Origin of the sequence: Bradyrhizobium sp. Arg237L, from assembly GCF_029990105.1 — a bacterium.
Classification (GTDB): Bacteria; Pseudomonadota; Alphaproteobacteria; order Rhizobiales; family Xanthobacteraceae; genus Bradyrhizobium.
This window is the reverse complement of the sequence record NZ_JAQMIL010000077.1, coordinates 24,881-48,760: the sequence shown is the minus strand read 5'-3', so window position 1 is coordinate 48,760 and position 23,880 is coordinate 24,881. Positions and strand designations below refer to the sequence as shown.

General features: G+C 59.2%; 23 protein-coding genes and 2 pseudogenes. 7 read left to right on the top strand and 18 right to left on the bottom strand.

The features are described 5' to 3' along the window. The coding region (locus tag OZ411_RS34705) for a hypothetical protein (RefSeq protein WP_282531539.1) at positions 1–432 on the top strand (432 nt) is incomplete at its 5' end. A gap of 207 nt (positions 433–639) precedes the next feature. Here OZ411_RS34705 and OZ411_RS34700 read toward each other — a convergent pair. The 3 genes from OZ411_RS34700 to OZ411_RS34690 all read right to left on the bottom strand — a co-directional run bounded on the left by OZ411_RS34700 (position 640) and on the right by OZ411_RS34690 (position 3,034). Further along, a complete protein-coding gene (locus OZ411_RS34700; protein WP_282531538.1) occupies positions 640–1,734 on the bottom strand; it encodes a hypothetical protein in 1,095 nt (364 codons plus the stop codon). 67 nt (positions 1,735–1,801) lie between these two features. Further along, positions 1,802–2,377: a cytochrome P460 family protein gene (locus tag OZ411_RS34695; protein ID WP_282531537.1), complete on the bottom strand. Its 576-nt coding sequence runs from the start codon at positions 2,375–2,377 to the stop codon at positions 1,802–1,804. A 9-nt stretch (positions 2,378–2,386) separates the two neighbouring features. Next, the gene (locus tag OZ411_RS34690) at positions 2,387–3,034 is read right to left on the bottom strand and encodes a cytochrome P460 family protein (RefSeq protein WP_282531536.1); all 648 of its coding nucleotides are present in this window, start codon (positions 3,032–3,034) and stop codon (positions 2,387–2,389) included. A 780-nt stretch (positions 3,035–3,814) separates the two neighbouring features. Between OZ411_RS34690 and OZ411_RS34685 the strand changes: the two genes are divergently transcribed. Beyond that, the gene (locus OZ411_RS34685; RefSeq protein WP_282531535.1) at positions 3,815–3,985 is read left to right on the top strand and encodes a hypothetical protein; all 171 of its coding nucleotides are present in this window, start codon (positions 3,815–3,817) and stop codon (positions 3,983–3,985) included. Positions 3,986–4,202: 217 nt separating this feature from the next. Then, positions 4,203–4,577, top strand: coding sequence for a hypothetical protein (locus OZ411_RS34680; RefSeq protein ID WP_282531534.1), 375 nt, complete (start codon positions 4,203–4,205; stop codon positions 4,575–4,577). A 579-nt stretch (positions 4,578–5,156) separates the two neighbouring features. On the opposite strand, the pseudogene OZ411_RS34675 reads toward OZ411_RS34680, so the two are convergent. The 5 genes and pseudogenes from OZ411_RS34675 to OZ411_RS34655 all read right to left on the bottom strand — a co-directional run bounded on the left by OZ411_RS34675 (position 5,157) and on the right by OZ411_RS34655 (position 9,391). Next, a pseudogene (locus OZ411_RS34675) lies at positions 5,157–5,908 on the bottom strand (SDR family oxidoreductase). Between the two features lie 244 nt (positions 5,909–6,152). Next, positions 6,153–6,572, bottom strand: coding sequence for a cupin domain-containing protein (locus tag OZ411_RS34670; protein ID WP_282531533.1), 420 nt, complete (start codon positions 6,570–6,572; stop codon positions 6,153–6,155). A 53-nt stretch (positions 6,573–6,625) separates the two neighbouring features. After that, a complete protein-coding gene (locus tag OZ411_RS34665) occupies positions 6,626–7,096 on the bottom strand; it encodes a pyridoxamine 5'-phosphate oxidase family protein (RefSeq protein WP_282531532.1) in 471 nt (156 codons plus the stop codon). Between the two features lie 42 nt (positions 7,097–7,138). Then, positions 7,139–7,825, bottom strand: coding sequence for a glutathione S-transferase N-terminal domain-containing protein (locus OZ411_RS34660; protein WP_282531531.1), 687 nt, complete (start codon positions 7,823–7,825; stop codon positions 7,139–7,141). Positions 7,826–8,014: 189 nt separating this feature from the next. After that, positions 8,015–9,391: an MFS transporter gene (locus tag OZ411_RS34655; protein WP_282531530.1), complete on the bottom strand. Its 1,377-nt coding sequence runs from the start codon at positions 9,389–9,391 to the stop codon at positions 8,015–8,017. A gap of 176 nt (positions 9,392–9,567) precedes the next feature. Here OZ411_RS34655 and OZ411_RS34650 point away from each other — a divergent pair. The 4 genes and pseudogenes from OZ411_RS34650 to ccmB all read left to right on the top strand — a co-directional run. Next, a pseudogene (locus OZ411_RS34650) lies at positions 9,568–9,696 on the top strand (IS481 family transposase); the annotation flags it as partial. Positions 9,697–9,971: 275 nt separating this feature from the next. Then, positions 9,972–11,228 carry a 5-aminolevulinate synthase gene (gene hemA / locus OZ411_RS34645; RefSeq protein ID WP_282531529.1) on the top strand — a complete coding sequence of 419 codons (1,257 nt, stop codon included), beginning with the start codon at positions 9,972–9,974 and terminating at the stop codon, positions 11,226–11,228. Positions 11,229–11,528: 300 nt separating this feature from the next. Then, entirely contained in the window at positions 11,529–12,155 is a 627-nt protein-coding gene (gene ccmA / locus OZ411_RS34640) for a heme ABC exporter ATP-binding protein CcmA (RefSeq protein ID WP_282531528.1), read from the top strand. Between the two features lie 127 nt (positions 12,156–12,282). Continuing rightward, the gene (gene ccmB, locus OZ411_RS34635; RefSeq protein WP_282531527.1) at positions 12,283–12,954 is read left to right on the top strand and encodes a heme exporter protein CcmB; all 672 of its coding nucleotides are present in this window, start codon (positions 12,283–12,285) and stop codon (positions 12,952–12,954) included. 183 nt (positions 12,955–13,137) lie between these two features. Here ccmB and OZ411_RS34630 read toward each other — a convergent pair whose 3' ends face one another. From OZ411_RS34630 to OZ411_RS34585, 10 genes are all read right to left on the bottom strand, one after another. After that, positions 13,138–13,620 carry a cytochrome c-type biogenesis protein gene (locus OZ411_RS34630; RefSeq protein ID WP_282531526.1) on the bottom strand — a complete coding sequence of 161 codons (483 nt, stop codon included), beginning with the start codon at positions 13,618–13,620 and terminating at the stop codon, positions 13,138–13,140. Then, the gene (locus OZ411_RS34625; RefSeq protein ID WP_282531525.1) at positions 13,617–15,611 is read right to left on the bottom strand and encodes a heme lyase CcmF/NrfE family subunit; all 1,995 of its coding nucleotides are present in this window, start codon (positions 15,609–15,611) and stop codon (positions 13,617–13,619) included. The genes OZ411_RS34630 and OZ411_RS34625 overlap by 4 nt, the downstream gene beginning before the upstream one ends. A 42-nt stretch (positions 15,612–15,653) precedes the next feature. After that, a complete protein-coding gene (ccmE, locus tag OZ411_RS34620) occupies positions 15,654–16,109 on the bottom strand; it encodes a cytochrome c maturation protein CcmE (RefSeq protein WP_282531524.1) in 456 nt (151 codons plus the stop codon). Between the two features lie 113 nt (positions 16,110–16,222). Then, positions 16,223–17,005, bottom strand: a complete 783-nt coding sequence (gene ccmI / locus OZ411_RS34615) for a c-type cytochrome biogenesis protein CcmI (protein WP_282531523.1) — start codon at positions 17,003–17,005, stop codon at positions 16,223–16,225. A 209-nt stretch (positions 17,006–17,214) separates the two neighbouring features. Then, positions 17,215–17,838 (bottom strand): DsbE family thiol:disulfide interchange protein, encoded by a 624-nt coding sequence (locus OZ411_RS34610; protein WP_282531522.1) that lies wholly within the window; start codon positions 17,836–17,838, stop codon positions 17,215–17,217. Continuing rightward, a complete protein-coding gene (gene ccmD, locus OZ411_RS34605) occupies positions 17,835–17,984 on the bottom strand; it encodes a heme exporter protein CcmD (RefSeq protein WP_282531521.1) in 150 nt (49 codons plus the stop codon). Before ccmD ends, OZ411_RS34610 begins: the two co-directional genes overlap by 4 nt. Positions 17,985–17,991: 7 nt before the next feature. Further along, positions 17,992–18,765 (bottom strand): heme ABC transporter permease, encoded by a 774-nt coding sequence (locus OZ411_RS34600; protein ID WP_282531520.1) that lies wholly within the window; start codon positions 18,763–18,765, stop codon positions 17,992–17,994. A gap of 1,250 nt (positions 18,766–20,015) precedes the next feature. After that, entirely contained in the window at positions 20,016–21,284 is a 1,269-nt protein-coding gene (locus OZ411_RS34595; protein WP_282531519.1) for a DUF3095 domain-containing protein, read from the bottom strand. Positions 21,285–22,249: 965 nt separating this feature from the next. Next, positions 22,250–22,801 (bottom strand): ATP-binding protein, encoded by a 552-nt coding sequence (locus OZ411_RS34590; protein WP_282531518.1) that lies wholly within the window; start codon positions 22,799–22,801, stop codon positions 22,250–22,252. Positions 22,802–22,831: 30 nt separating this feature from the next. Further along, positions 22,832–23,851: a PAS domain-containing protein gene (locus OZ411_RS34585; RefSeq protein WP_282531517.1), complete on the bottom strand. Its 1,020-nt coding sequence runs from the start codon at positions 23,849–23,851 to the stop codon at positions 22,832–22,834. Positions 23,852–23,880 lie beyond the last annotated feature (29 nt).

The following is a 23,880-nucleotide window of genomic DNA, read 5'->3' as shown; positions in this document are numbered from 1 at the left end:
CCGCGCCGCTACCCGCGATGGTCAGACGAAGCAAATCACGCCGAGGAATTTTTCGCTCAGGGTTTTCCTTCATCGCGGCGCGCTCCTAAACCAGGTTCGCTACTCGTTAGCGTACTCCGCGCGATGCCGGACTCTAATTGTGACCGGCACCTCGCCCTACTTCAACAGTTACCGGATTTCAGGTGCTGTTTACTAGCACCCGCTTTCACATTCGCACGATCACATTGGCATGTTTGCGGCCGATCGAAAAAACTTGAACGCGCCGTTCTCTTTTGCCCGTCGCTTTCCTCAGCGAAAGACACCTCCATCATCTACTTCGACGAAGTCGCGAAGCTGCGCACGGAGTCCCTCGTTGGGAACTTCCGTGATCTGGAAGAACGCGACCATGTCGACGATCTGCTGCCGCAGACGTGGTGCAACCCCGGAGTTTGATGATTGACTTGTTTCAGTCCGCGCCCACGGAGGCGCCTGAGACGTAGCACTGCATCAAAAGAACCGCCGACGGCCCATCGCACGATGCCGACCGAATGCGCTTGATTGCGATTTTGGCTGCCGACCCGATTGCTGGGTTTGTACGGACGACTAATGACTCACCAAGCTGCTCTGCCGCACCAACTCGACCTCTCCTTCATCGAAGAATCATTCATTGGTGAAACCCACCACTGGGCAGTTCACCAGATGTTCAATCGTTTTAACCGGACCTCCGACAGGGCTTACCAATAAGCCAGCTTCGCTTTTTGCTGTAATGTCGTTGCCGTCAGTAATCAGCTTCCGTTGATTATTCTCAACAGCCTCTTTGGTCCACTCGGCCAGTTGAACATCCCACATCGGTGAATATCCGGCACTGATCTCCTTGAAATTCGCAAGGATGTCGAGTGCAGGGCCTTCGCCACTGAGCGCGCTGTTAAGCCCTTGGCGCTCGGGATCCTTCGGGCCGGTCCTACCATTTACGATTGTGTAGATAATCTCCGTCGCGCCGCTTTGGAGGATGTCGCTTTCGGCAGGCGCAAAGGTAGATGCCTCGAGCGCTGCTGATTCCTCGGAGTTGGCGTCGAAGCTGAGGTACCGCAGGTGCTTGCCGTCCGCAAATCCGAAGCGCAGCTTCAAATCGACGGTGCCATTGTCAGGGCAAATGCTTGCCACGGAGTCGGTCACAACGGAGTAATCGGGATTGCCGCCGCAGAACGAGATTTTCTCTGGTCCGACGTTGAAGGCGATCATGGGGGCGTTGAAAACAATGTCATTACGGTTTGCCACCCGGACCAACGGGCTGTAGTGCGCATCCCCAACAGACCCGGCCCGCGCCAACCTAGGCGGGAAGAAGTTTGGCGTCTCTCCGGCTGTCAACGTTTGAACTGGTGAGAAATCAACCCGCCCCGATTTGAAGGCGAAGTTATTGGACTCATCCATTTCTGCAACCCGCGTGCTCACGAGATCCTTTGCCTTACTGAGGCTCGGCGCCCATGTGAGGCCCATCTTTTTGGAAGCGGCGAGATCGCTTACGTCGGTGAGAACGAACCAAACCGTCTCTCCGGAGGAAAGGCGACCGCGATGAAGCGGCAATCTTACCACTTCTCTTGCAAGATCGACTTGGCCTGACGTGAGGAATAGCTTGGTGATTCTCTTTTCGGCCAATGTATCGGCCGCCGAACTCCCCTCAGTCGCGAGTAAAGACACAAGAAGAACCATCATCGGTCCGTAAACGCATTTCCCGAGGGGTTTGCTGGATTTCATAATCGCTCCGATCACCGGCTTTCGTAGCCGGCCTTGTGCCGGACTACCATTTGTGGCGATTTCGCACCTACTTCTTCAGTCCGGGATAACCTGAGACATAGATCCAATCCGTTGCCTTGGCTGGGACGTGGCAGCCCAGACAATCAGCACGAAAATCCTTCGAGGTGGTCTTGACCTGATTGTCAGCATCAAACCAGGACCAACCCCAGCCGTTACCCCACAACTTGTTGTCAGGGTGGCTGTTCTTGCTATCCTTCACCATCATGAACCAACCCTTGAGACGATCTACATGGCTGACGGTGCCCGTGGTCATTACTGCAGTCGTTGTGCTCTGGACCTCTTTTACTAAAACCGATCCATCAGGGAACTTGCCCGTGGCGCGATACGCCTCCGCAGCTCCCGGCGAGGCGTAAACAGTGTGCATCTCTTTCGCACCCTTCTCGTCGCCTGCGACAGACCAACTTCCCAGGTATTCATAGCTGGTGCGGTAATTGTCCGGTATGCGCATATTGCCAGCCGCGTCGACGAGTTGAACTTTCTCAGAAGCGGCCTGACTGCCTGCTGGCAGCGAGACAAGGCATCCAATGCCTGTTGCGATTATGGACGCCGATAAAGCCGCCATCGTTGACCCAAGAATCTTCATCGCAGCCTCCTACTTTTTTATAGTCTTGTTCTCGGCGGGCGGCACCGGCACCTGGTCGAGCAACGCGTAGAACTGCGTCCATACGTCATCGCGTTTAGCACTAGCGATATGACAATACGCGCATTCCTCCAGCGGCCTGACCTTGGCGGTGGCGGCCTTCGGCTCGAAGTGGTTGAAGTTATAGTAACCCCAGCCATTGGTCTCGGGGTACCGTTTGGTGTCTTTGACGGTTACATCGGCGCCGTTAAAGGGTCCCGGAAAAAATCCTCGCCCAGAGGGCTCTTGTCTCGAGCCGTCTGCACGATCGGCGGGGAGCATAAGTTGTAGCTCCTTTACGAAGATGGTTCCTTCGGGGAAGACGCCCGTCTTCTTATAGATTTCATAGGAACCAGGCTCGATGTATACATTGTGGAATTCTGGGAAGTTTGCCTTCCCATTGTTCAATATGTTTGGTGTCAGAGGCGAGCCAACATAAACCCATTCATGGAAGTTTTTCGGCAGTACGAGAGCACCATCACTCGTGTATTCCGGAAGATAACGCCCAGTCGCATGCCAGTCGTCCGGTGGAGGAAGCTTTGGTTGCTGCGCGAATACCGCTGTTGCGATCGCGCTGACAGCAAGAACGCTGGAAAGTAATACTGACACCGTGTGTTTCATAATTTTTTCTCCAGTCAAACCGCGATTCGCTCGCGTCGGCGATGAGCCTCTGCCCAGCAAGGCGAGATTTAACCCAGGTGCCTGCGTCGCGGAAATCGAATGTGGGCATCGAATCGATGCTCATCGGGAATGCGGATCCCGGGCAGTTTATGATTCGAGACACGATACTCCCTTAGCCAGGCACCTTGCTGCCTCGCAAGGCGGCGGCAATTGTGTTGCAACTCGACGAGCCGATTTCTACGCTCAACGTAGCAAGCGCGCACCTAGTCCAGCACTCACTAGCAGTGTGCTGAAATACCCCCTCGCCGTAGCGAGAATTTGCTGCTTCACCTTTTTTATCACGAATTGGTGGAAGCTCGTATGCGGGGCACATTTGTGGATCAGGGCCGCCGCTTTCGTACATCCGCCGGAATGTTGGTGCCGCCGAACCATCCGCTGAGAAGGACTCGTGCGGTTGTTGTGGTGTGCTGCGCGAACTGAACGGTTACTTTGGTAAGCTCTATTCGAAATAAGGAGCCCCTCGATCCCTCTGGAGCAATTGCTGTGCAGGCGTTCTAAGGCATTCGATCGGAACGACGGCTGATCGGCAATCGAACTATAATCGTTTGTACTGCTGGTTCGTGGGCTGTCGCCGACGATCCGGTCTGGGATCCGGCCAGCTTCACGAGCAATCGACCGCATCACCAGAGCCAACGCTCACAAGAGAAAAGCCAATACCGTCCTCGGCGAATTTCAATTTCAAGGCGGCGGTTATAGGCATTGCCAAACTGCGCGCTGACAATGTTGCTCGTGCACCAGGACAATATCAACTTACCGCGCAGCAGCGCAGCCAAGGCGAGCATCTGGTATCTCAGCGGTGAACGCAAGATCGGTAAATTGGCCGACGGCGACCTCACCGCATATGATGAAAGACCCGGAAGCGTTCCTATCGAGGATCGCCATCATCGCTAAGGGCGCGACAGAAGTCGGTTTCGTCAAATGTGCCCAATGATGCATGATGCGGGAGCCGCACTTGGACAGAGTCCAACGCGTACTTTGTCCAGCCAGTCCAAAAGCCAGTAGCACTGAGATACGGCTAGAGATTTTCGGCTCTGAGCCACCCGAGGTTGAAACGTCACCAGAACAACCCAGCCACCAAATCGCGCTCAAAGGTTGAAACGTCCACACCATGACTAATCGCTTCGTCATTTTCGCCAGCTACGGCAATGATTCCTGCGCGCTGATCCAGTGGGCGCGCGAATGGGATTTGGAAGGTGTTGCGGTCGTCTACTCTGACATCGGCTGGGCTACGGAAGGCTGGGAAAAGCGCGTCCTCGAAAAGGAGGAATGGGTTCGATCGCTTGGTTTGGCGCCTTACCGGACCAATGCGATCGGCTTCCGCCAGCTCGCCCGTGACAAAAAGGGGATTCCCGACGCAGCGCTACCAGTGGTGCTCCTATATCCTCAAGATCGAGCCTGGCATGCGTTGGCTCGAAGAGAACGACCCACACAAAAGCGCTATCTACATCGTCGGCGCGACGGGATGAAGCTGCCGACCCGCTGAGCACCCTTGCCAAATTCCCGGAATACCTCGTGCGAAGCGAAAATCACGGCGGCCGGATGATGCTGGCTCCGATGGTAGACTATGACGCGGATGCTCGTGACGCCCCGCTCAAGCGCGCTGGCGTTGAGCCGCTGCCTCATCGTTCCGGTGAGTGCAAATGCATCAATTCAAACAAGAGCGATCTGAGGCGCTTTTCCGAGGGCGACATCGCAGAGATTGCAGACGCAGAGGCTGAGATCGGAAGACCCATGTTCCGTCCTCACCGGCACATGGAGCGACCGGAATCAAGAAAGTAATCCGATGGGCCAACAGCCCGCGCGGCAAGTACGAGCCGGAACCTGAAGCCGAAACCTGCAACGCGGCATGGTGCGAACAATGATCACGGACCACCCGCTGCGCACTTCTTGGCGATCAGAACGCCATCAGCGCCCACGCGGGGAACGGCTAGGTGTTTAGTCCCAGTTTTTGATGGTGCATTCTTGTCGCACGATTCGAAGGATGCGCTATGGGACAAGTTTTACGCGGCTGCGCCAGTGGTGGCCGGCTCGCGCAGTGTCGACGCGGCCCGCGACCGCATGATCAGGCTCTTTTCTGCGAGCTGCGTAACCACTCCTCGAGATTGAGACGGCCGAGACGCGCCTCGCCCAATGGTACGAGCGACTTTTCCTCGAGTCGCCCGCCGAAATATCGGGCTTCGGTCTTTCACGACCTTGCGCGGGTCGCCGACAGCCTTCAAATAGCAAGCGACGATTTCGTTGAACGGCGCTCGTTCCGAGCCTGCGATCCTGATGATCCCGTTTCGCGGATCAGCGAAGGCCACTTCGGCGACGACGGCAGCAACGTCCTCAGCCGCGATAGGCTGAAACAGGCCCGGCGCAAGCCTGACGACGCTTCCATCCGTGCTTGCATCGGCGATGCCGCCGAGGAATTCCAGGAACTGGGTCGAGCGGATGATCGTGTAGGGCATACCGCAAGCCTCGATCAGTTGCTCTTGCGCCACTTTGGCGCGGTAATAGCCTTGGTCGGTAACCGGTCCGTCCCGACGATGGATACTGTGACATGGTGCTGAACGCCTGCCGCGGCCTCCGCCGCGACAAGATTGCGGCCAGAGGTCTCGAAGAATTCCAACGCCACCTGGGGTCGAATGAAGGCGCATTGGAGACGTCGATCACCACCTGTGCGCCGGCCATGGCTTCTTTGAGCCCCTCTCCGGTGACGGTGTTGACGCCAACTTTGGGCGACGCCGCGGCGACCTCGTGGCCGGCCTGGCGCAGAATGGCAACGGTCTTCGAGCCAATCAGGCCAGTGCCGCCGATCACGACTATCTTCATGGTTTACTCTCCTTCCTCGGTCGCCCGACGCTCATCGTCGTTTCGATACGCCGCGAGATGAGACGCAGCGCTCTTTCCTGGGATGGTACGGCAGAAAGCCAGGAAAGAAAACTTCTCGGGCGGCGCGCGCCCACGGGAGTTCCTACCGTCGCCATTGAGGCGTTGCAGGATAAAATTCGGCGGGATGAGGACCCCCTCCGCCTCGCGACGGAAGACCCTCGTTCCTCTCAATGCGTCTGAAGGTTTATTTGACGGGTGTCGTCAGCGTGCGGTCATTGGTATCGAGGACGAAGACAGCGAGCAGCTTCGCCGGCTCGGTCTTGCTCGCGTTGCGGCTGATCGAATGGCTCGCACCCGGCGGTTCGGACCAGCTCTCACCCGCCCGATAGATGCGCGTCTCGCCGTCATTCACCTTCGACTCGATCGCACCCGAGATCACATAGGCGTAGATGAAAGCCGACTTCGCGTGGGTGTGGGACGGGGAGGCCGCGCCGGGCGCGTAATCGACCTCCACGACGATCAGCGACTTGCCAGGGATATTGGGAATGGCCGCCTCGAAGTTCTTCGTGACGGTTTGCGCTTCGCTATCATGGGCGTGGATGGGGCCGGCCATCGAGACGGCGAGGGCGGCGCAGGTGGCGGCGATGATGGTTCGGATCTTCATGGGCTTTCTCCTTCTGCCTATAGGTCGGTCTTCGTTTTTCGCGGACCCTGCACCTATGCCCCGATGGGTTTCACACCGTACTTTTGGTAGTAGGTGCTCCTGATTTCGTCCTGACTTCGAGGAGGGTGGGCAAAGACATGGGCTGGAGACAGCAACGGGGTGATCGAAGTGGTTTCGATTTTGACAACGTGATCGACAGGATACTCTAGACCATTCGTCGCCCGAACCCAGTTGGCGATCATCAAAGACTCGTCATCGTCTGGCGGCAGTATCAACGCACGGCCCTTGAATCGATAACCGCGCCTCTGGAAGATGTCGACTACGTTAATTTCGACGGCGGGATTGCGCTTCAAGTTCAGTATCGTCCGCGGTGATGCGATATCCGCGAAGTAGAGAACGCCGTTTGTGACCGTCAAAGACGCCTTCGGCGAAAGATTGGGCGTTCCGTCCTCGTTGACTGTCGCGACGAACGACAGTATCGCCTGCTTGATGATCGCCTCCATGTCGGCAGTGATTTCAATCATAGATATCCTCGCTTCGTTCTTCGCGAACCCTCTCTAGCCTGCTTACACGTGCAGCCCGCGCTGCACTGCCGGACGCGCCAGGCCGCGGTCGAGCCACGCCTTCACATGAAGAAAGCGGTCGAAGCCGACGAGCTCGCGTGCTTCGTAAAAGCCGATGAGGTTGCGCACCCAGCCGAGCAGCGAAATATCGGCGATGCTGTAGTCGACGCCCATCACCCAGTCGCGGCCCGCGAGCCGTTCGTCGAGGACACCGAGCAGCCGCGCCGATTCGGTCGCGTAGCGGTCGCGCGGGCGCTTGTCCTCATAGGCCTTGCCGGCGAATTTGTTGAAGAAGCCGACCTGGCCAAACATCGGCCCGACTCCGCCCATCTGCCACATCACCCACTGGATCGTTTCGTAGCGAGTGTTCGGATCGGCCGAGATAAATTGTCCCGTCTTGTCGGCAAGATAGAGGAGGATCGCGCCTGATTCGAACAGCGCGAGCGGCGTGCCGCTCGGCCCGTCGGGGTCGTAGATTGCGGGAATCTTGCCGTTGGGGTTGAGCGCGAGAAAGGCCGGGTCGTGGCTTTCGTTCGCGATGATGTCGATCCGGTGCGGCTCGTAGGTTAGGCTCGTTTCCTCAAGCATGATGCCGACCTTCACCCCATTGGGCGTCGGGGCGGAAAAGAGTTGCAACCGATCAGGGTACTGCGCCGGCCAGCGCGTGAAAATCGAATGATCGAGCGTCACTTTCTTCCTCTTAGATGAGCAGGCCGAGCTGGGCCGGGACATGGCCGAATCTTCCACCTGGATGCGTGCTGAGCTGGCCCGCAGGCGAAGCCAAAAAGCAGGAAACGATCCGGCCTCGGTACACGCTTGTTCCGACCCGTGGCGCATCGAGCACCGGACACATTTGATAACGGTGTCGCTCTTGCGTGCTCATCGAGTAGATTCCTTGACGCCGAGCACGACCGTGGGGGTCGACGAGCTGTCGCAGGTGTTGTTTCCGGCCTTGTCAGTGTGCGGGTTGCGTGCGGAGAGGACAGTGAACAGGGGGGTGCCGAGGGCAAGTACCCCGTATCCGAACGCGATCTGCGGTAGCGAGAAGGTGTTGGAAAGCTTGCCGGAGATGAGGCTGGGGAAGGTGGCGCTGCTGTAGCAGAGGAGATAGATCGCGCTGAATATCGGTGCCCGGTCGGCTAGCGTGCTGCCGTGCAGCAGCCCACGGGTGGCGGCAGTGATAGCGATGCCTTGGCCGGCGCCGGCGACTATGGTTGCGATGATGAATAACGCCAGTGTGCCGGCGTTGATCGCTGTGATGATGCCGATCATTCCGGCCAAGAAGGTGATCATGCCGACGCGTTGGGCTATCGCGGATGTGAATCGGCCGCCAATGGGAGCACCGAGAACGCTGGGGGCCATATAGGCGGCGAACACCAATCCGAGGATGAGCGGGCTGCCGGTGTGGAGTTGATCTTCGACCAGCGCAGGCACGAAGGCTTGGTAGAAGGCGCCGGTTGACCAGGTGGCCAAGAACACCGCTGCCGCGACAGGGAGCAGATGCCTGACCTGGGCCGGTACGCTCACCCGGGGCAACAGCGATCGCCAAACGCCCGGCGTCGGAGTTGCTGTTTCCGGGCTGATGGCGATAAGTGCAGCAGACAGTAATAGGAAGCCGACGCAAACCAGGTAGATGAGGTCGCGTGGCCAGGGGCCGAACTGGACCAAGGCGCCGGAGGTGATGGCACCGACAGTGAGGCCGAGCATCGGTCCTTGGCTGGAGGCGACGGAGGCCAACCATTCTGGCCTGCTGGGGGCGGCGTCGACGATGTAGGAGGTCAGGCTGCTGCTGGCCAACCCGGTACCGACGCCCACCAGGAACCGACCGGCCAGAAGCATGTCGATGTCGTGCACATTCAGCAACAGCAGACAGCCCAGCAGGAGCAGGCCGAGGCTAGTGATCGCAGTGAGCCGGCGGCCCAGATGATTGGACAGTCGCCCCAGCACCAACAGTGCGGCGATGGTGCCGACGGCGTAGGCGACCACAGCCATCGAGATGCCGGCATTGGTGAACCCGTCCTCCGCCCGGTAGATGTTGTACAGGGGGATCGGAGCGGCCGCCGCAGCAAATGAGGCCACCAGGGACGCCACGGCGGACATGAAAGCCAGCTGGCGCGTTCCGCCTCGGCCAGCCTCGTTGATCACTGGTGCCACGTTTTGCTTCGAGCCGTGCATTTCTGCTTCATGCAATTGAGTAATATCCGTCGCAGGTTGCACTGCGCGTCGCTCGATAAAATCTGCGACAACGATAACCATCGATCGCAGCGAGGGACGAAATTTTCCAATAGCCGGTGCGTATAGTTTTCATAGCGGCGGAGAATAGCGCTGCGACAGTCGTCACTGTCGTTCATAAATCAAAGCAAGTTGCGCGGGGGTTCGTGAAACGTAAGTCAGCGATTTGTGAAGCTATTATTTCTAATCGGACACTGGGCAACTACGCTCGGCGGCTGAAGACCCTGAAGGGCCTCACACCTAACGAATACATCTGCAAATGCTGGACTTCCCAGCCCGAACGATTCAAACTCAATCCGCTCCAGCAAATGCCGGGGCTAAACACCTAGTCCTCGCGTTACTTGGCTTCTCAAGTTCACACCAAAACTCGCATTTAGCCGATGCACATAGCGATAATCAGAGGGCATACAAACAATAACTTGTGCAAGACGAGAGGGCCTGAAAGATAATGAGCCATGAACAACCGGGGCTTCAGCTTTAGGGCCTGACAACGATGAGAGATCACGTTAGAGGAGTGGAATTGCTGGCGAGACTTCAAACTCGCGCGCGCGCCGGCAAAGCATGTCCGTGCCTGGGCGCGATGTCGGGGCAAGGAGCGCCAGCCTTGCACTTGCCCGCGAGGGTCGCGTCCAGTCCGGAGGACACGAAGGGCGCGGACCAAGCGTACGAGCGCCACTTCCGCAAGGCCCTCGATCGCCTGCACGATGAGCGGCGCTACCGTGTTTTCACCGACATCGAGCGCATTTCTGGCCGCTTCCCGGTCGCCAAGTGGCGCCGGCCCGACGGGATGATCACCGAGATCACGGTCTGGTGCTCCAATGACTACCTCGGCATGGGGCAGCGGCCTGAGGTCGTGGCCGCAATGATCGAGACTGCCCGGTGCTGCGGCGTCGGCGCCGGCGGCACGCGCAACATCGCGGGAAATAACTCACCACTGGTGGACCTTGAGCGCGAGCTCGCCGACTTGCACGGCAAGGAGGCGAGCCTCGTCTTCACCTCGGGCTACGTCTCGAACCAGGCCGGCATCTCGACGATCGCCAAGTTGATCCCGAACTGCTTGATCCTGTCCGACGCCTTCAACCACAACTCGATAATCGAAGGCATCCGTCAATCGGGCTGCGAGAAGAGGATATTTCGCCACAACGATCACGGCCATCTTGAGGCCTTGCTACACGAGGCGGGCGACCGCCCCAAGCTCATCGTGTTCGAGTCCGTCTACTCCATGGACGGCGACGTTGCACCTATCGGCAGGATCTGTGACCTTGCGGATCAGTACGGCGCGATGACTTATCTCGACGAGGTCCACGCGGTCGGCCTTTACGGCCCCCGCGGCGGCGGGATCGGCGAGCGCGACGGGGTGATGCACCGCGTGGATGTAATCGAGGGCACCCTCGCCAAAGGCTTCGGCTGCATCGGGGGCTACATCGCGGCCTCGCCGACAATCTGCGATGCGGTACGCAGCTTCGCCTCGGGCTTCATCTTCACCACGGCCCTGCCGCCTGCGGTTGCCGCCGCTGCCCTCACTTCCGTGCGCTACCTCAAACACTCGAATGCCGAGCGCAAGGCACACCAGCGACAGGCCGCTGCAACGAAGGCCGCGCTCAAGGCCGCCGGTCTGCCGGTGCTCGCCACCGACACTCACATCGTGCCGGTGATGGTCGGTAATGCAGAGCGGTGCAAGGCAGCTGCTGATCACCTGCTTGAGCGCCACGCCATCTACATCCAGCCGATCAACTACCCTACTGTCCCACGCGGCACGGAGCGTCTGCGCATCACGCCCTCGCCCTTCCACGGGGCGGCACACATAGCCAAACTAACGGCCGCGCTCGTGGAGACCTGGGATACTCTGGCTTTCGATTGAGCCGTATCCCGGGGCGAGCTGGGTCCTCGACAGCGGGGTGCTCGGCCACATGTGAACAGGGCGCTCCGATGGTTGGGCCGAGAGGCGAGCTGGGCCGAGCCACCGAAGTTCCGCCATCGACGAGGTCGGGTCATCAGCCCAACTATGGCCTCACGTCTGGCACCCGTGTCGCAAAGTCGAGTCTCTCACGCGATGTGATGCCAACCTGGGCTCGTGCCGCGCCGCGGCGAGCGAGAGGCAAGCAGGGGGAGCGTTCTAAAAAACGCGAGCGGCGCGGGACATAGCTGACTGAAAGCGAAAATGAGCCACACACAATCCTGCCATCTCCTAGTCGCGGACCTTTGGGTCGTGCGCGGTGGGCGCACAGTACTCCGTGGCGTATCGTTACGGCTGGACACCGGACAGTTTGGCGAAGTAACGGGCTCAAATGGCGTGGGCAAATCAACCCTGCTGCGTGCGATCGCCGGCTTCTTACCCCTGACGTCCGGCTGCGCGTCGTGGAACGAGTGGGGAGCCAAGGATCCGGCGCCTCTCGCAGAGCGCGTCCACTACGTGGGTCACCTCGACGGGTTGAAGTCCGCGCTGACCGCTCGCGAAAACCTCCAATTCGGTCTGACACTTTCAGGGCAAGCCCAACTGACCCCTCGGGAGGCGCTCGACCGCGTCGAGCTCGCCCATGTTGTCGACCTGCCGGTCGGCTATCTTTCGGCAGGTCAGCGCCGCCGCGTCGCCTTGGCCCGGCTCCTGGTCGCCGACCGCCCTCTATGGCTGCTCGATGAGCCATTGACCGCACTCGACCGGGCCGCACGTGTCATGCTGATGGGTATTGTGGCCGATCATCTTGAACGCGGCGGTTTGGTGCTTGCGGCGACCCATGAACCACTCGGTCTGCCAGGGACCCTCGAACTGAGGCTTGAAGCGCAATGAGGGGAGTGCCGTGGCGCCCTACCCGCCTGCTCCGCTTCCATGCGTCCCGGAACGAGAAACAAGGCAGGGCCGATCCTTTTCTTCAAGGGAGACGGTCACGCCGCTGTGGCGGCGGCGGATGGGGGCCATGACAGAGACTCTTCTTGCCGTCTTTTACCGCGATCTCGTGCTATCGCGCCGCATCGGCGGCGGAGGGTCGCTCGCGATAATCTTCTTCCTCGGTCTCGTCACGATCGTGCCCTTCGCGATCGGACCCGACTTGAACCTGCTATCGCGAATCGGTCCGGCCATCCTGTGGCTTGGAGCATTCCTGGCGACCCTGCTAGGCCTTGACCGGTTGTTCCAAGCCGACCACGAGGATGGTTCGCTGGACCAGATGCTTCTGTCACCGGCACCTCTAGAACTCGTTGTCCTGGTAAAGTGCCTAGCTCACTGGTGCGTCACAGGGCTGCCGCTGGTGATCCTCTCTCCTCTGTTCGGCCTGATGTTGGCCCTGGATGGCCCGGCGCTCGGGGGAGTGACCGTGAGCCTGCTAGTAGGCACACCAGCTTTAACTTTTCTGGGCGCGATCGGCGCAGCCCTTACCGTCACGTTGCGACGCGGCGGCCTTCTGCTCTCGATTCTCGTCGTACCGCTGGCGGTGCCAGTGATGATCTTTAGCGTCTCGGCGGCCTCGGCGGCGGCGAGTGGCACGGTGCCATTCCTAACGCCGTTTCTGATCCTCTGTGCGCTTGGTCTCGCGTCCTTCGCGCTCGCCCCGATCGCTGCAGCCGCCGCGCTTCGCGGGGCGGGGGAATAAAGGATTCAAGCGGTGGAAATAAGTTCGTTCCGAAGCGGATCACGTCAGTAAACCGCTCCAATATGTGGCTATCTGCGGCGCGATGCGACTAACGCCACCGTTCGAGTCGAGCATTGAAGCGAAGAGGTAAAATACCTCGGCACGTGCATCTCGCAAGATAAAACGATCCGACTAATGCCAAAATCACTCAGAGGGAATATCGGCGTTCAATACCGACGCCAGCCGGTCGCACTCGGCTTGGCTCAGCGGATCAGGCGGCGTGGACTGCCTGCGGCGGCGGAGTCCGAGAAGAAGCGCGATCGCGCCTACCGCAAACAGGAGGGCCGGCGTGCCCCAGAGTAGGGCGGTTTCCGAGTCGAATGGCGGTTTCAACAGGATGAAATCTCCATAGCGCCGTACCAGGAAATCGCGCACCTGCGCGTCGCTGTCGCCCGCTTTCAGACGTTCGCGAACCAGTAGCCGGAGATCCCGCGCAAGCTCCGCGCTCGAATCGTCGATCGACTGGTTCTGACAGACAAGACAGCGCAGCCCAACGGAAATTCCCCGCGCGCGCGCTTCGAGCTTTGAATCGGCTAGGATCTCGTCGGGCTGCACCGCGCTCGCCAGACCGGGCGCGAGCCCCGCGAACACAACCAAAAGAAGGAAAAAGCGACGGAGCGCGGTCATTCTGCGGGCTGCGGCGCTACAGGATCAGTGAGGCGGCCGTGAATGGCCCGACGCGCAAAGCCGATCCTGAGACGCCGATCGGACAATGACACAATTCCTCCGATCGCCATCACGATAGCGCCAATCCAGATTGTCGTAACGAGCGGCTTCCAGAACATGTGGGCATCGATCGAACCATCCGGATGCTGGTCCCCGAGCGAAATGTAGACCTGCCCGAAACCTAGGGTCACGATGCCGGCTTCCGTTATCGTAGTCTGGCGCACCGGAAACGTGCGCTTGGCCGGTTCAATCGTCGTCACCGTCGACCCATTCTGGCTGATAATCGCACGTACCCCTGTTTCGAAATAGTTGGGGCCCTGTCGCTCCTCAAGCTTGACTATGGTGGCTTGATAGGGTCCGAGATCGACCGTCTGCCCCGGCTTGACCGCCGCAATCCGCTCCACGCCCCAACCGGTTGCGGCGAGCCCCAACAATGTCACGCCGAGCCCCGCGTGGGCGATAGCCGTGCCCCAAGCCGAACGCGGAAGCCCAGTCGCGCGGGCCAAAGTCACGCGCCAGGGCTGCCCTCTGCCCCAGGTTCGCGACACTAATTCGTTGGACGATCCGACGATCAGATAGACCGCCAAGCCCACACCTATCGGGGCGAGGACCGGACCGCCGCGCAGGGCCGCAGCCAGAACTAGTGAAAGCGCCACGCCCGCCATTGCCGCAACCATCACCCGTTGCGCGGCGCCCAGAAAGTCGCCGCGCTTCCAGGCAAGCGACTGGCCGATCGGCATTAGTAGCAGGATAGGGATGACCAACGGGCCGAAGGTCAGATTGAAAAAAGGCGCGCCGACCGAGATCTTGTCGCCGGTCAAGGTCTCAAGCACCAGAGGGTAAAGGGTACCGGTGAGCACGATGGCGCAACAGATGGTTAGCATTAGGTTGTTGATCACGAGCGCACCTTCCCGAGACACAGGCGCGAACAGGCCGCCGGGTCGCAAGGCCGGAGCGCGCCAAGCGTAGAGAACGAGCGACCCGCCGATAAATAGGATAAGGATCGCGAGGATGAAGAGGCCGCGTGATGGGTCGCTGGCGAAGGAGTGCACCGAGGTAAGCACGCCCGAGCGGACCAGGAACGTGCCGAGCAGCGAAAGCGAGAAGGTGAGGATCGCGAGGAAGATGGTCCAGATCTTGAGCGCGTCTCTCTTTTCCATGACGGCCGCAGAATGCAGCAGCGCCGTGCCAGCGAGCCAGGGCATCAATGAGGCATTCTCGACCGGGTCCCAGAACCAAAATCCACCCCAGCCCAGGGTGTAATAGGCCCAGTAGGAACCCATCGCGATGCCGAGCGTCAGGAAACTCCAAGCGATCAGCGCCCATGGTCGAATGTATCGGGCCCAGGCGCCATCGACGCGGCCGCTAATCAGCGCCGCCGCCGCGAAGGAGAACACAATCGAGAAGCCGACATAGCCGAGATAGAGCAGCGGCGGATGTATCGCGAGGCCAGGGTCCTGAAGCAACGGATTGAGGTCTTGCCCCTCAAAGGGTGCGGGAAATCGGCGCGCGAAGGGGTCGGATGTGAGCAGAATGAAGAGCAGGAAGGCAAACGCGATCCAGCCCTGGACCGCCAGCGTATTGGCCCGCAGTTCATCTGCCATGCCGCGGCCAAAGCTCGCCACCGCGGCTCCGAAGATAGCCAGGATTAAGACCCAGAGCAGCATAGAGCCTTCATGATTGCCCCAGACGCCCGCGATCTTGTAGACGAGCGGCTTGGTGGTGTGCGAATTCTCGACGACCGTTACGAGACTGAAGTCGGACACCACATGAGCGTAGGTCAGCGCCGCAAAGGCATAGGCCACCAGCGCAAATTGGATAATCGCGGCAGGCACCGCAGTGCAGGCGAGGCCGAGATCGCCGCGGCGAGTACCCCAGATCGGCAGAACCGACTGCAGCAGCGCGACCGCCAAGGCGAGGGCGAGCGCATAATGTCCAGTTTCGACGATCACCCGGTCACTCCTGGAGGCTGATGTGAACCATAAACGGCAACTCTATTGTCTCTGCGCGGATTTCTCGCCGTCACGCCAAATGCCGTGCCGTTTGAGCCCGTCCGCAACGTCCTTGGGCATGTAGCGCTCGTCATGTTTGGCGAGCACAGTGTCGGCATGAAAGAGGCTTGGGCCTTCCACCGTGCCCTCGGCCACGACACCCTGCCCTTCCCGGAAGAGATCGGGTAGCAATCCTGTGTAGACGACCTTGATGTGCTTCTTAAGGTCGGTCACCGCGAAAGTGACGGTCGACGGCCCCTCATGGATCAGTGAGCCCTGCTCCACCAGCCCGCCGATGCGCAGCCGGGTTCCCAGCCGCGGCGCTTTCTCGGCCATTTCGGTCGGCCCGTAGAAGAAGACGATGCTGTCGCGTAGCGCAAAGAGTACGAGACTTATCGCGATCGCCAAAGTTATGCCGGCCGCGCCGATCAAGAGGAGGCGCCTTTTCTTTCTTGCCAAAATTTATCCTTTCAGCCCGAGCTATTTGACGAGCCCATCAAGCGTGCCAACGCTTCATGTTGCCCGAATGCCTAGCCCGCGCATTTGCCACGGCCTCCTCGATCTTCTCTTGCTTACACATGACCGCGTAGGCCCTGATCGATCAATCGCAGCCACCCGTCAAGATCGTGATCGCCCTTCGCGGGCTTCTCAGCGAGTCCCTCCACCATCCCAGTGGTCGCCTCTGTCCTCTGTTCTGGAGGCGGCGCCGCAACGCCAGTCCTGTCTAGGCCGGACCGCGCGGCCTCCACGCCCGGCCGCGGCGCTCCGGCAACAGCAGCCAAATGCGGATGTACAGCATCCGTCCACGGCGCGTTGGATAGCGAATCCGCTCGTAGCACCTCCCAGAGTTGCCTCGCTTTTTCTGTGCTGCCGTCTAGCTCGACCGCGATCGCCTGGAAGCCGTGTCCGTCGTTGGGGTGGGCCGCCTGATGCGCTCCGATCTTGGGGATTACGGCCGTGAGGTTGAACTCCGCACCCGTCCGGCGGGATGCCGGCATGTCAAGTTGGTTAGGCGCGCCCACCCTAAGATAAAGCGCCAGCGCGATAAACGGCAGCACCACAACAACCGCCAGAACGGCGCAGATGCGCCTCGGTCCCGCCGATGCATGCGGCCGATCCTTCGGCACGGAGTCGACGGAGGCGAGCAGCCGGCGCGCAATTTCGGCTCGCGCCGCTGCGGCATCCTCAGCCGCGACTAAGCCTCGGCGGACATCATCATCCGCTTCAACCAATAGGCTTCGATAGAAAGCGATGTCAGAAGCGCGTGGGTTACGCTCTTCTTGCCGCGCCGAGAGCGGCCGGAGCAGCGCCAGCGAGACCGCGGCCGTCATCATTGCGAAGGCAAGCCAAAGCATGTCTCAAGGTCCTTCACCGCCGACGTCCGCAAACGCGTGACCTTGCAAAACATGGTACGTTCGCCATTCTCCACGACCAAAATGCTGCTGCAGTGTAGCTCCTTCGAGCTGATCGATTGCCAGCCGGTGGCGCAAGCCAGCGACGCCGCGCGTAAAGACAAGATCATACTTTTTGGACCTATATGGATCGAGACTTGGCAAGGTAGCCGTCATGGCCGTTGCGCGCTTGCGATTGCCGCCATCAAAGCGGGACGGGTCGCGTCCGAGATGCCGCCCACCAGCTTGGAGGCGATGGTACCATTTCCTTTGACTACGTAGGTCTCGGGGACGCCATAGACCCCGAAATCAATACCGGTCCTGCCGGACGGGTCAATGCCGACCTGTGCGAATGGATTCCCCTTGGCGTTGAGATAGCTCCGCGCGCTCCCTGGGTCGTCCTTGTAGATGATGCCGATAAGCTTTACCCCGTGCTGCCGCAGCGCCGGGTCGCGCGACAAGGCCATGAGCGCCTCGTGCTCGTTATGACATTCGACGCACCAGGACGCGAATACGTTCACAAGCGTCACATGTCCTGCCTTCAGGTCGGCGCTCGACAGGCCGGGCGGCCCGGGCGTGGCGAGCCCTTCGAGCGGCGCCAACGCGAATTGCGGCACCGGCCTGCCGATCATGGCCGAAGGCACGAGCGACGGGTTGTCGACACCGAGCCGCACTTCGAGCAGTGTGGCAATTCCAATGAAGACCAGAAGCGGGACCGCCGCCATAATGCGGACCAGGTGGTGCCGAGTGGCCGCGACATCGGGCGAGAGGAATTTCGAGGTAGGAGTGTCGCTCATGAGCGATTGCCGAGACGGCCTGGTGCAAGGCGAGCCAGCGCATGGATCTGATGCCGATAGTCGAAGAGAACGGCCGCGATCGCCCCGATCAGGACCGTGCCCGTCACCAGATAAGCCGCCACGATGAACCCGCCATGCTGAGCCATCGCACCCTCAGAAAACCGCTTCGACCGATTGCATTCGGGCCCCAGCGGATTCGCCAACGGCCGCCAGCGTGATCGCAAGCCGCTGAGCACGGCGCCGCATGATTTCGTTGCGGATCGCCATAACGTGGAGCGTCGCGAATAGAAGCGTGTATGCAAGCGACATGACGAGCAGTGGCCAAAGCATCGGGCCGGCGATCGTCGAGCCTTCAATCCGGAACACGGAAGCTGGCTGATGGAGGGTATTCCACCAGTCGACCGAAAATTTGACGATAGGAATATTGATGAACCCGACCAGCGTCATGATCGATGCAGCCCGCGCGGCCCTGCTGGCGTCCTCGATTGTCTGCCAGAGTCCGATCAGACCGAGATAGATCAGGAAAAGAACCAGCACGGAAGTAAGCCGGGCGTCCCACACCCAGTACGTGCCCCACATCGGCTTGCCCCAGAGGGAGCCGGTGACAAGGCAAATAAAAGTGAAGGCGGCACCGAGCGGCCCGGCAGCCTTCTGCGCCGCATTCGCAAGCGGATGGCGCCAAACCAACGAGCCGACCGCCGAAACCGCCATCAGCGTATAGGCCAGCATCGCCACCCAGGCAGCCGGAACGTGAATGTACATGATGCGCACCATCTCGCCCTGCTGGTAGTCGGGTGGTGCCGTGAACGTACCGAAGAGGCCGAGCGCAAAGGCTAACGCCGTCAAGCCCCACAGCCACGGCAGCAGCCTCGCGGCAATGTGCAGAAAATTGGTGGGATTGGCGTAGGCGATGAAAGCGACCTTCAAGTTTCCGATCTCCTGAAATCGACAGCCCCGGATGTGTGGGTCGAAAGCTCTTGCGAGACTGGTTGCCAACGGCTAGTGCCCAATTGCATCATCAGCAAAGTCGGTGGCGTGCCTCACGCGTAATACAATGCATCCGCGGCAACTTCGCCAATTACAATCGATTATCGTTTCGATGCCGTTGGTGCATCTGAATGGAACCCTTTGCCACGTATCAGCGCAGTCGAATGACCTGACCGGCCTAACCGGTTTTGACGTCTGCGAACCACGGGCGTTGAGCGCCAGCGAGCTTACTGTCGATGGCGAGATTGAACCGAGCACTGCCTCGAAGCCGACCTCCACCTGAAGCTTTGTGCGGATAGACCAGACGTGTTTCGGGTGACGTAGCGGCTTCGCTCCGACGATCTTTCCCTTATTCCCAGGATCCGACGCGGGTCGACTTCGTCTTCCAACCTCGATCCTGGCAGTCAGGCTCTAGGAGCGTCTCCAGGAGCTGTTGGGCAACCACATCGACGCGCGCCAAGCTTTCCAGCGATATCCGAAGCCGTCATCCGTCATCCCGTCTTGGATGTGCGGCTTTCGCACGACGGTGTCGTTCGGCATGCAGAATTTGGGAGCGATGACGTAATTGCGATCGACGATTCTGGACTAAGGTCATCCTATTATCGTCGAGCTCTCGCAATCAACCGATACGCAGCGCTACCATGACGCGGTACGTCGGGCTCGACGTCTCGCAAAAGGAAACTTCAGCATACGGGATCGACTATAGCGGGCGGGTACCGTTCGAAGGCAAAGCTAACTCCAAGCCGGGCGCATTGACTGAACTGCCTCGCAAGCGTGCACCAAATGCTGAACGTATCGGGTTTGAGACCGGCGCAATGGCGAGCTGGCTTTCGCACGAACCCCGACGCGTTGACGTTCCAGCAGCAAGGAAAGTTTGATGAGGAAGTTCCCAACCGGTAAAATCGGATGAAACCGGGCGGCGCTCTCATGACGGTCCCTGGCGTAGGCTTCGCCCAGACTGGGCGAAGTGCGCCCGACATCCCGCTCAATCCCGGTGTTGCGATCATTGGTTCGTCAACCAATCGAACAACTAACCCCACGTTCTTGTTTGGTGTCGGACGCATACTAGTGGCGATCAGCAGCACGCAGTTAACCTGCGGATGGCCCGAATCATCAGAACGGCGAGCAGCTGCGCCAGCGCGGCCGTATCGACCTCGGCGTCGACAATGACGCGACAATCCTTTCCGATCTCAATCACCGTGCGGCCGCTCGCCCGCTCTGATGCTCCTGTTCGCTCTATGGCGACCATTGGCGCCGCGCGGCAGCCTCGCCGCTTTTTGTTTGGCCGCTGCCGCGGCATAGCCTCCATCGGCCCCGTCAACGAAGTGGACGTGATCGGACTGAATGTTTGAAGGAACGTAACAGGTGAGATGTGCGCTTTTCTGACGATGTGTACCCGCCAAACAAACGCGAGAACGCTGGCCGGAAACCAGTCGAGCTTCGATAGCATCTGCGATTTCCGGCGAACAATCCACCGTCATTTTCAGTCCATCATCGAACTTCCTGAAGTCCGTATTCTGCCAGATCTCTCGTCGATACTTGAAGGGTTCGAATCGGCCCATGCGAATGCCCGCTGCAAGAACGATTCGCGTCTTGATTGCTCGTAATGCATCTGCGGCGGCCGTCAGGAGGTTCGCGCGTCGGGAGCCCCTACTAAGCAATCTCTGGATCTCGCCTCCGAGCCAGCTGGGTAGCGGACCGCCCTCGGGCAACGGATGTCCCGAACGGCGCGACGACAATTCAATCAGGGCCAAAACATCTGCCACCAACGCCGTATACGACCCTCGCTCTTCGATCGGCGAGGCAATAATAGACAGAATGATCCCCTGCTCGGTAGGGATTGGGCCGAACCCGCAATAGAGCCCTGATAGATTAGGCTTGGCACCCAACGGTGCGCGGCGTATCGCGAATTCCCCTTTCTTTAGCTGCGTCTCCGCCCACGCAACGCCACCCCCGGTGAACATGGCGTACGAGACGTTCTCGGATGCGGCATATCGCGCGACACGGACATCGTGACCGGCTGCGCGGATTTCGGAAACGGGAACGATCGTGACTCGAAGCACAAGATCGAGAAAATCTTCGGCCCAAGCCGCAGTTCGCGCCAATTCATACCGCACTTCATCGAGATACTTGCCCGGAATGGCTACGGTCGCTCCGTCGCCGCCAAAAACATAAGGAAAGCGGAGTTTAGGCAACGCGTTGGTTATGGCGACCAGCACCGCAGCACCTACTGTGTTGACAGCCTTGTATCGACCGGTCTCGATCGCCCGAGTCGATTGGACAACATCGGCTATCCCGATGAACCAATCGTCCGGCAGGGAAAGATAGCGATCGAAATTCGTCAGTTGCGAGAAGTTGTCGAATGGCTTCAGATCGGCGTAGAAATGCTCTGTATTCGTGCCTCCGGAAGCATGTTCTTGAGCAATCTTGCCCATCCAGCCGTCTTGGGGCGATGTCATTTTCTGGTTCTCTTGTCGTTTTTCTCACTCATTCAACTAGTCCGATATATACGCGTGACATAGTCTGTATCCGATGCAAGATTGATGCTGGACGCTTCGCACTTTCGCTTTTCGCTTGGCATGGCGGTTTTGTCGTAAGGGGTCGGCCCGTGACCAACCGTGAAATACACCCGGTTTCTTTGCGCTCGCGCAAACCTCTTGGCATCCTTTCATCATGCCCACCCGACACGTCCCGTCTCGAGGACACCCTCTCCGAATCCACCTTTGCAACAAACTGTACCCGGATCGCATCCTGCGCCCGTCTTCAGCGCGCTGAACTCCTTCACAATCTGCGTGCCATCCGCCCATCGCCTGGTGCTTTCGAACGCGGCCATGGCGTTCGGCTCGCGCACGCGTTGAGTAACTCGGGTCCCTTCGATCACAATAAGCCGTATCAGTTGCCTCAAGGTATCGCCCTCGACTGGGCGCGGCACGTGTAAGAATGTCGGTCGTGTCCCATCCCTTCACGCCAGGCAACCCAACATCCGGGTGATGATCGACAGCCTCGCTGTCGACCTCGAAGAAAGAAACAGCTCCACCGAAACGCACGTCAACCCGTCATACCGCACGAGCGCTCCGCGTACTGCACAGATGCCATCATCGTCATCAATGATCGCGACCGAGGTTACACGGCTGCTCAATCGAGGGGCTGCATACCCGACAACTCTAGTGATCCGGCCGCCGCTCCCATCTAGCCGCAGGCTCAGTCGACGCTTATACGGATCGGAGGTGAACCGATTACACTCGGTGCCCGCACTTGAGGTAGACAAACACACTTCATAATCACCCGTCATTAGATTGGTTCACTTCGACTGGACTATCCTGAACGGCAGACGGTGATGTTGTTCGCAGCTGGGACCCCTAGCTGCCTACTTCGTAAACAGACGGAAACACTGTAGCGCGCCCTGAGCGCTCCCGGCTCTTCCTCATAGCGGCAGCGCTAACCGGATAGTCAGGCCGGAATCCTCATTCCTTTCTGCCCAGATCCGTCCACGATGCGCCTCTATGATGCGCCGGCTTATGAATAAGCCTGAACTCATTCCAGAGTCTCTTGTGGTGAAGAATGGATCGAACAAACGATTCATATCGTTTGTGGTTGTTCCTGAGCCACCATCGCAATGGCGAAATACCGTTAACATTTCGACGTCGTCGGCACGGCACGATATTTCCAGCCTTCGTAGCCGGCCGTGCACGTTCTTCATCGCATCGATGCCGTTTCGCAGCAGGTTGAAAACAACCTGCTGTAGCTGTAAGCGATCTCCCTTCAACTCCGGCAACCCTTCATCGATATCGGCACGCACGTAAATGGATGACTTCTCCAATTCGTCACGCAACATGCCTAATACTTCCAAAATGACGCCGTCGATCCTGATGAAGCTAAGGTTTGCCTGCGCCCCCTTGGCCAGCACTTCCAATCCACCCACGATCGCAATATCCCGCTTTCCTTTGTTTACGACCTGGTTAGCGGCTTCGACCATCTCGGACATCTCCATTGGACATGTTGACCGCTAACGGCAGCAGGCCTCCGCGCTGGTTATCAGCGCGGTCAGTGGTTGATTCACCTCGTGCACGATCGAGCCGGCGAGCTCGCCCAAAGCCGCCAGGCGCGAAGCGGTCGAAAGCTCGGCCTGAGTTTCAGCAAACAACCTTTTAGCGGCCTTCCTTTCTGTAATGTCGATGACGTTTCCCTGATACAGGACATATCCATCCCCGTTCGTCTCCAGATAACCTTCCGAGTAGACGTGATGCACCCTACCATCTTTTTTGATCGGGTATTCCAGCTGAAGAGTGCTCCCGGTCGCGACGGCAATGGAGGTGACGCGTTTGACACGAGCTCGATCGTCCGGATGCAGTTTGCCGATCCAGATTTCCAGATCGAACTTCTCTACCTCGGATGAGACACCGAATATTCGAAAAAACTCCCTTGAACCGCTTGACGCTCCCCTCGTGGGGTTGAACTTGAAATCACCTATCTTTCCTGTGCATTGATGCCGACGCATGGAATCATGAAGTTCGTCGCGACTTGCCTCTGCGTGCCGCCTTAGCCGTATTTCTCGCGCGAGATCATCGGTTAATCGAAGGTTGGCCAGAACCGCAGCAGCCTGGATTGCGATGGCGCTGAAGCTTTCGATGGAGGTTGCTTCGAAGCTCCCGCCTCGATCCGCTTCGAGGTAGATCAGACCCACTCTGTCCCCTCGATACCTTAGAGGTATCCACAGGACGGAAAGCTCGATGCCACCGAACCTGAAAAGAACTTCGTTCATCGAAATGGGATCGGGCATTCTTGCAGCATGCTCAAGCGCCCCAAGGTCCAACGCAAACCAGGAGGAGCAAAACCGAACACCCCTCACAGGGTTCTCAGCCCAGTTCGACGTGGCGAACGGTACGAACTGACCGTTCTCGTTGAATAGCACAGCCCCACCTGACGCTCGTAACCGCTGAAGAGCGATCCCGAGAAGCGCCTTTGCAAGTTCTTCTCGGCTTCTCGCGCCGAGAAGAGCCAAGGTCGCGTTTTTGCTCTTCCTCAACTCTTTCGCCCTGTGCACTTATCGCCATC

Coding starts and splice junctions, on each gene's coding strand:
- OZ411_RS34700 (WP_282531538.1), bottom strand. CDS start 1,734: ATGAAATCCAGCAAACCCCTCGGGAAATGCGTTTACGGACCGATGATG.
- OZ411_RS34695 (WP_282531537.1), bottom strand. CDS start 2,377: ATGAAGATTCTTGGGTCAACGATGGCGGCTTTATCGGCGTCCATAATC.
- OZ411_RS34690 (WP_282531536.1), bottom strand. CDS start 3,034: ATGAAACACACGGTGTCAGTATTACTTTCCAGCGTTCTTGCTGTCAGC.
- OZ411_RS34685 (WP_282531535.1), top strand. CDS start 3,815: ATGTTGCTCGTGCACCAGGACAATATCAACTTACCGCGCAGCAGCGCA.
- OZ411_RS34680 (WP_282531534.1), top strand. CDS start 4,203: ATGACTAATCGCTTCGTCATTTTCGCCAGCTACGGCAATGATTCCTGC.
- OZ411_RS34670 (WP_282531533.1), bottom strand. CDS start 6,572: ATGAAGATCCGAACCATCATCGCCGCCACCTGCGCCGCCCTCGCCGTC.
- OZ411_RS34665 (WP_282531532.1), bottom strand. CDS start 7,096: ATGATTGAAATCACTGCCGACATGGAGGCGATCATCAAGCAGGCGATA.
- OZ411_RS34655 (WP_282531530.1), bottom strand. CDS start 9,391: ATGGTTATCGTTGTCGCAGATTTTATCGAGCGACGCGCAGTGCAACCT.
- ccmA (WP_282531528.1), top strand. CDS start 11,529: ATGAGCCACACACAATCCTGCCATCTCCTAGTCGCGGACCTTTGGGTC.
- ccmB (WP_282531527.1), top strand. CDS start 12,283: ATGACAGAGACTCTTCTTGCCGTCTTTTACCGCGATCTCGTGCTATCG.
- OZ411_RS34630 (WP_282531526.1), bottom strand. CDS start 13,620: ATGACCGCGCTCCGTCGCTTTTTCCTTCTTTTGGTTGTGTTCGCGGGG.
- ccmI (WP_282531523.1), bottom strand. CDS start 17,005: ATGCTTTGGCTTGCCTTCGCAATGATGACGGCCGCGGTCTCGCTGGCG.
- OZ411_RS34610 (WP_282531522.1), bottom strand. CDS start 17,838: ATGAGCGACACTCCTACCTCGAAATTCCTCTCGCCCGATGTCGCGGCC.
- ccmD (WP_282531521.1), bottom strand. CDS start 17,984: ATGGCTCAGCATGGCGGGTTCATCGTGGCGGCTTATCTGGTGACGGGC.
- OZ411_RS34595 (WP_282531519.1), bottom strand. CDS start 21,284: ATGACATCGCCCCAAGACGGCTGGATGGGCAAGATTGCTCAAGAACAT.
- OZ411_RS34590 (WP_282531518.1), bottom strand. CDS start 22,801: ATGGTCGAAGCCGCTAACCAGGTCGTAAACAAAGGAAAGCGGGATATT.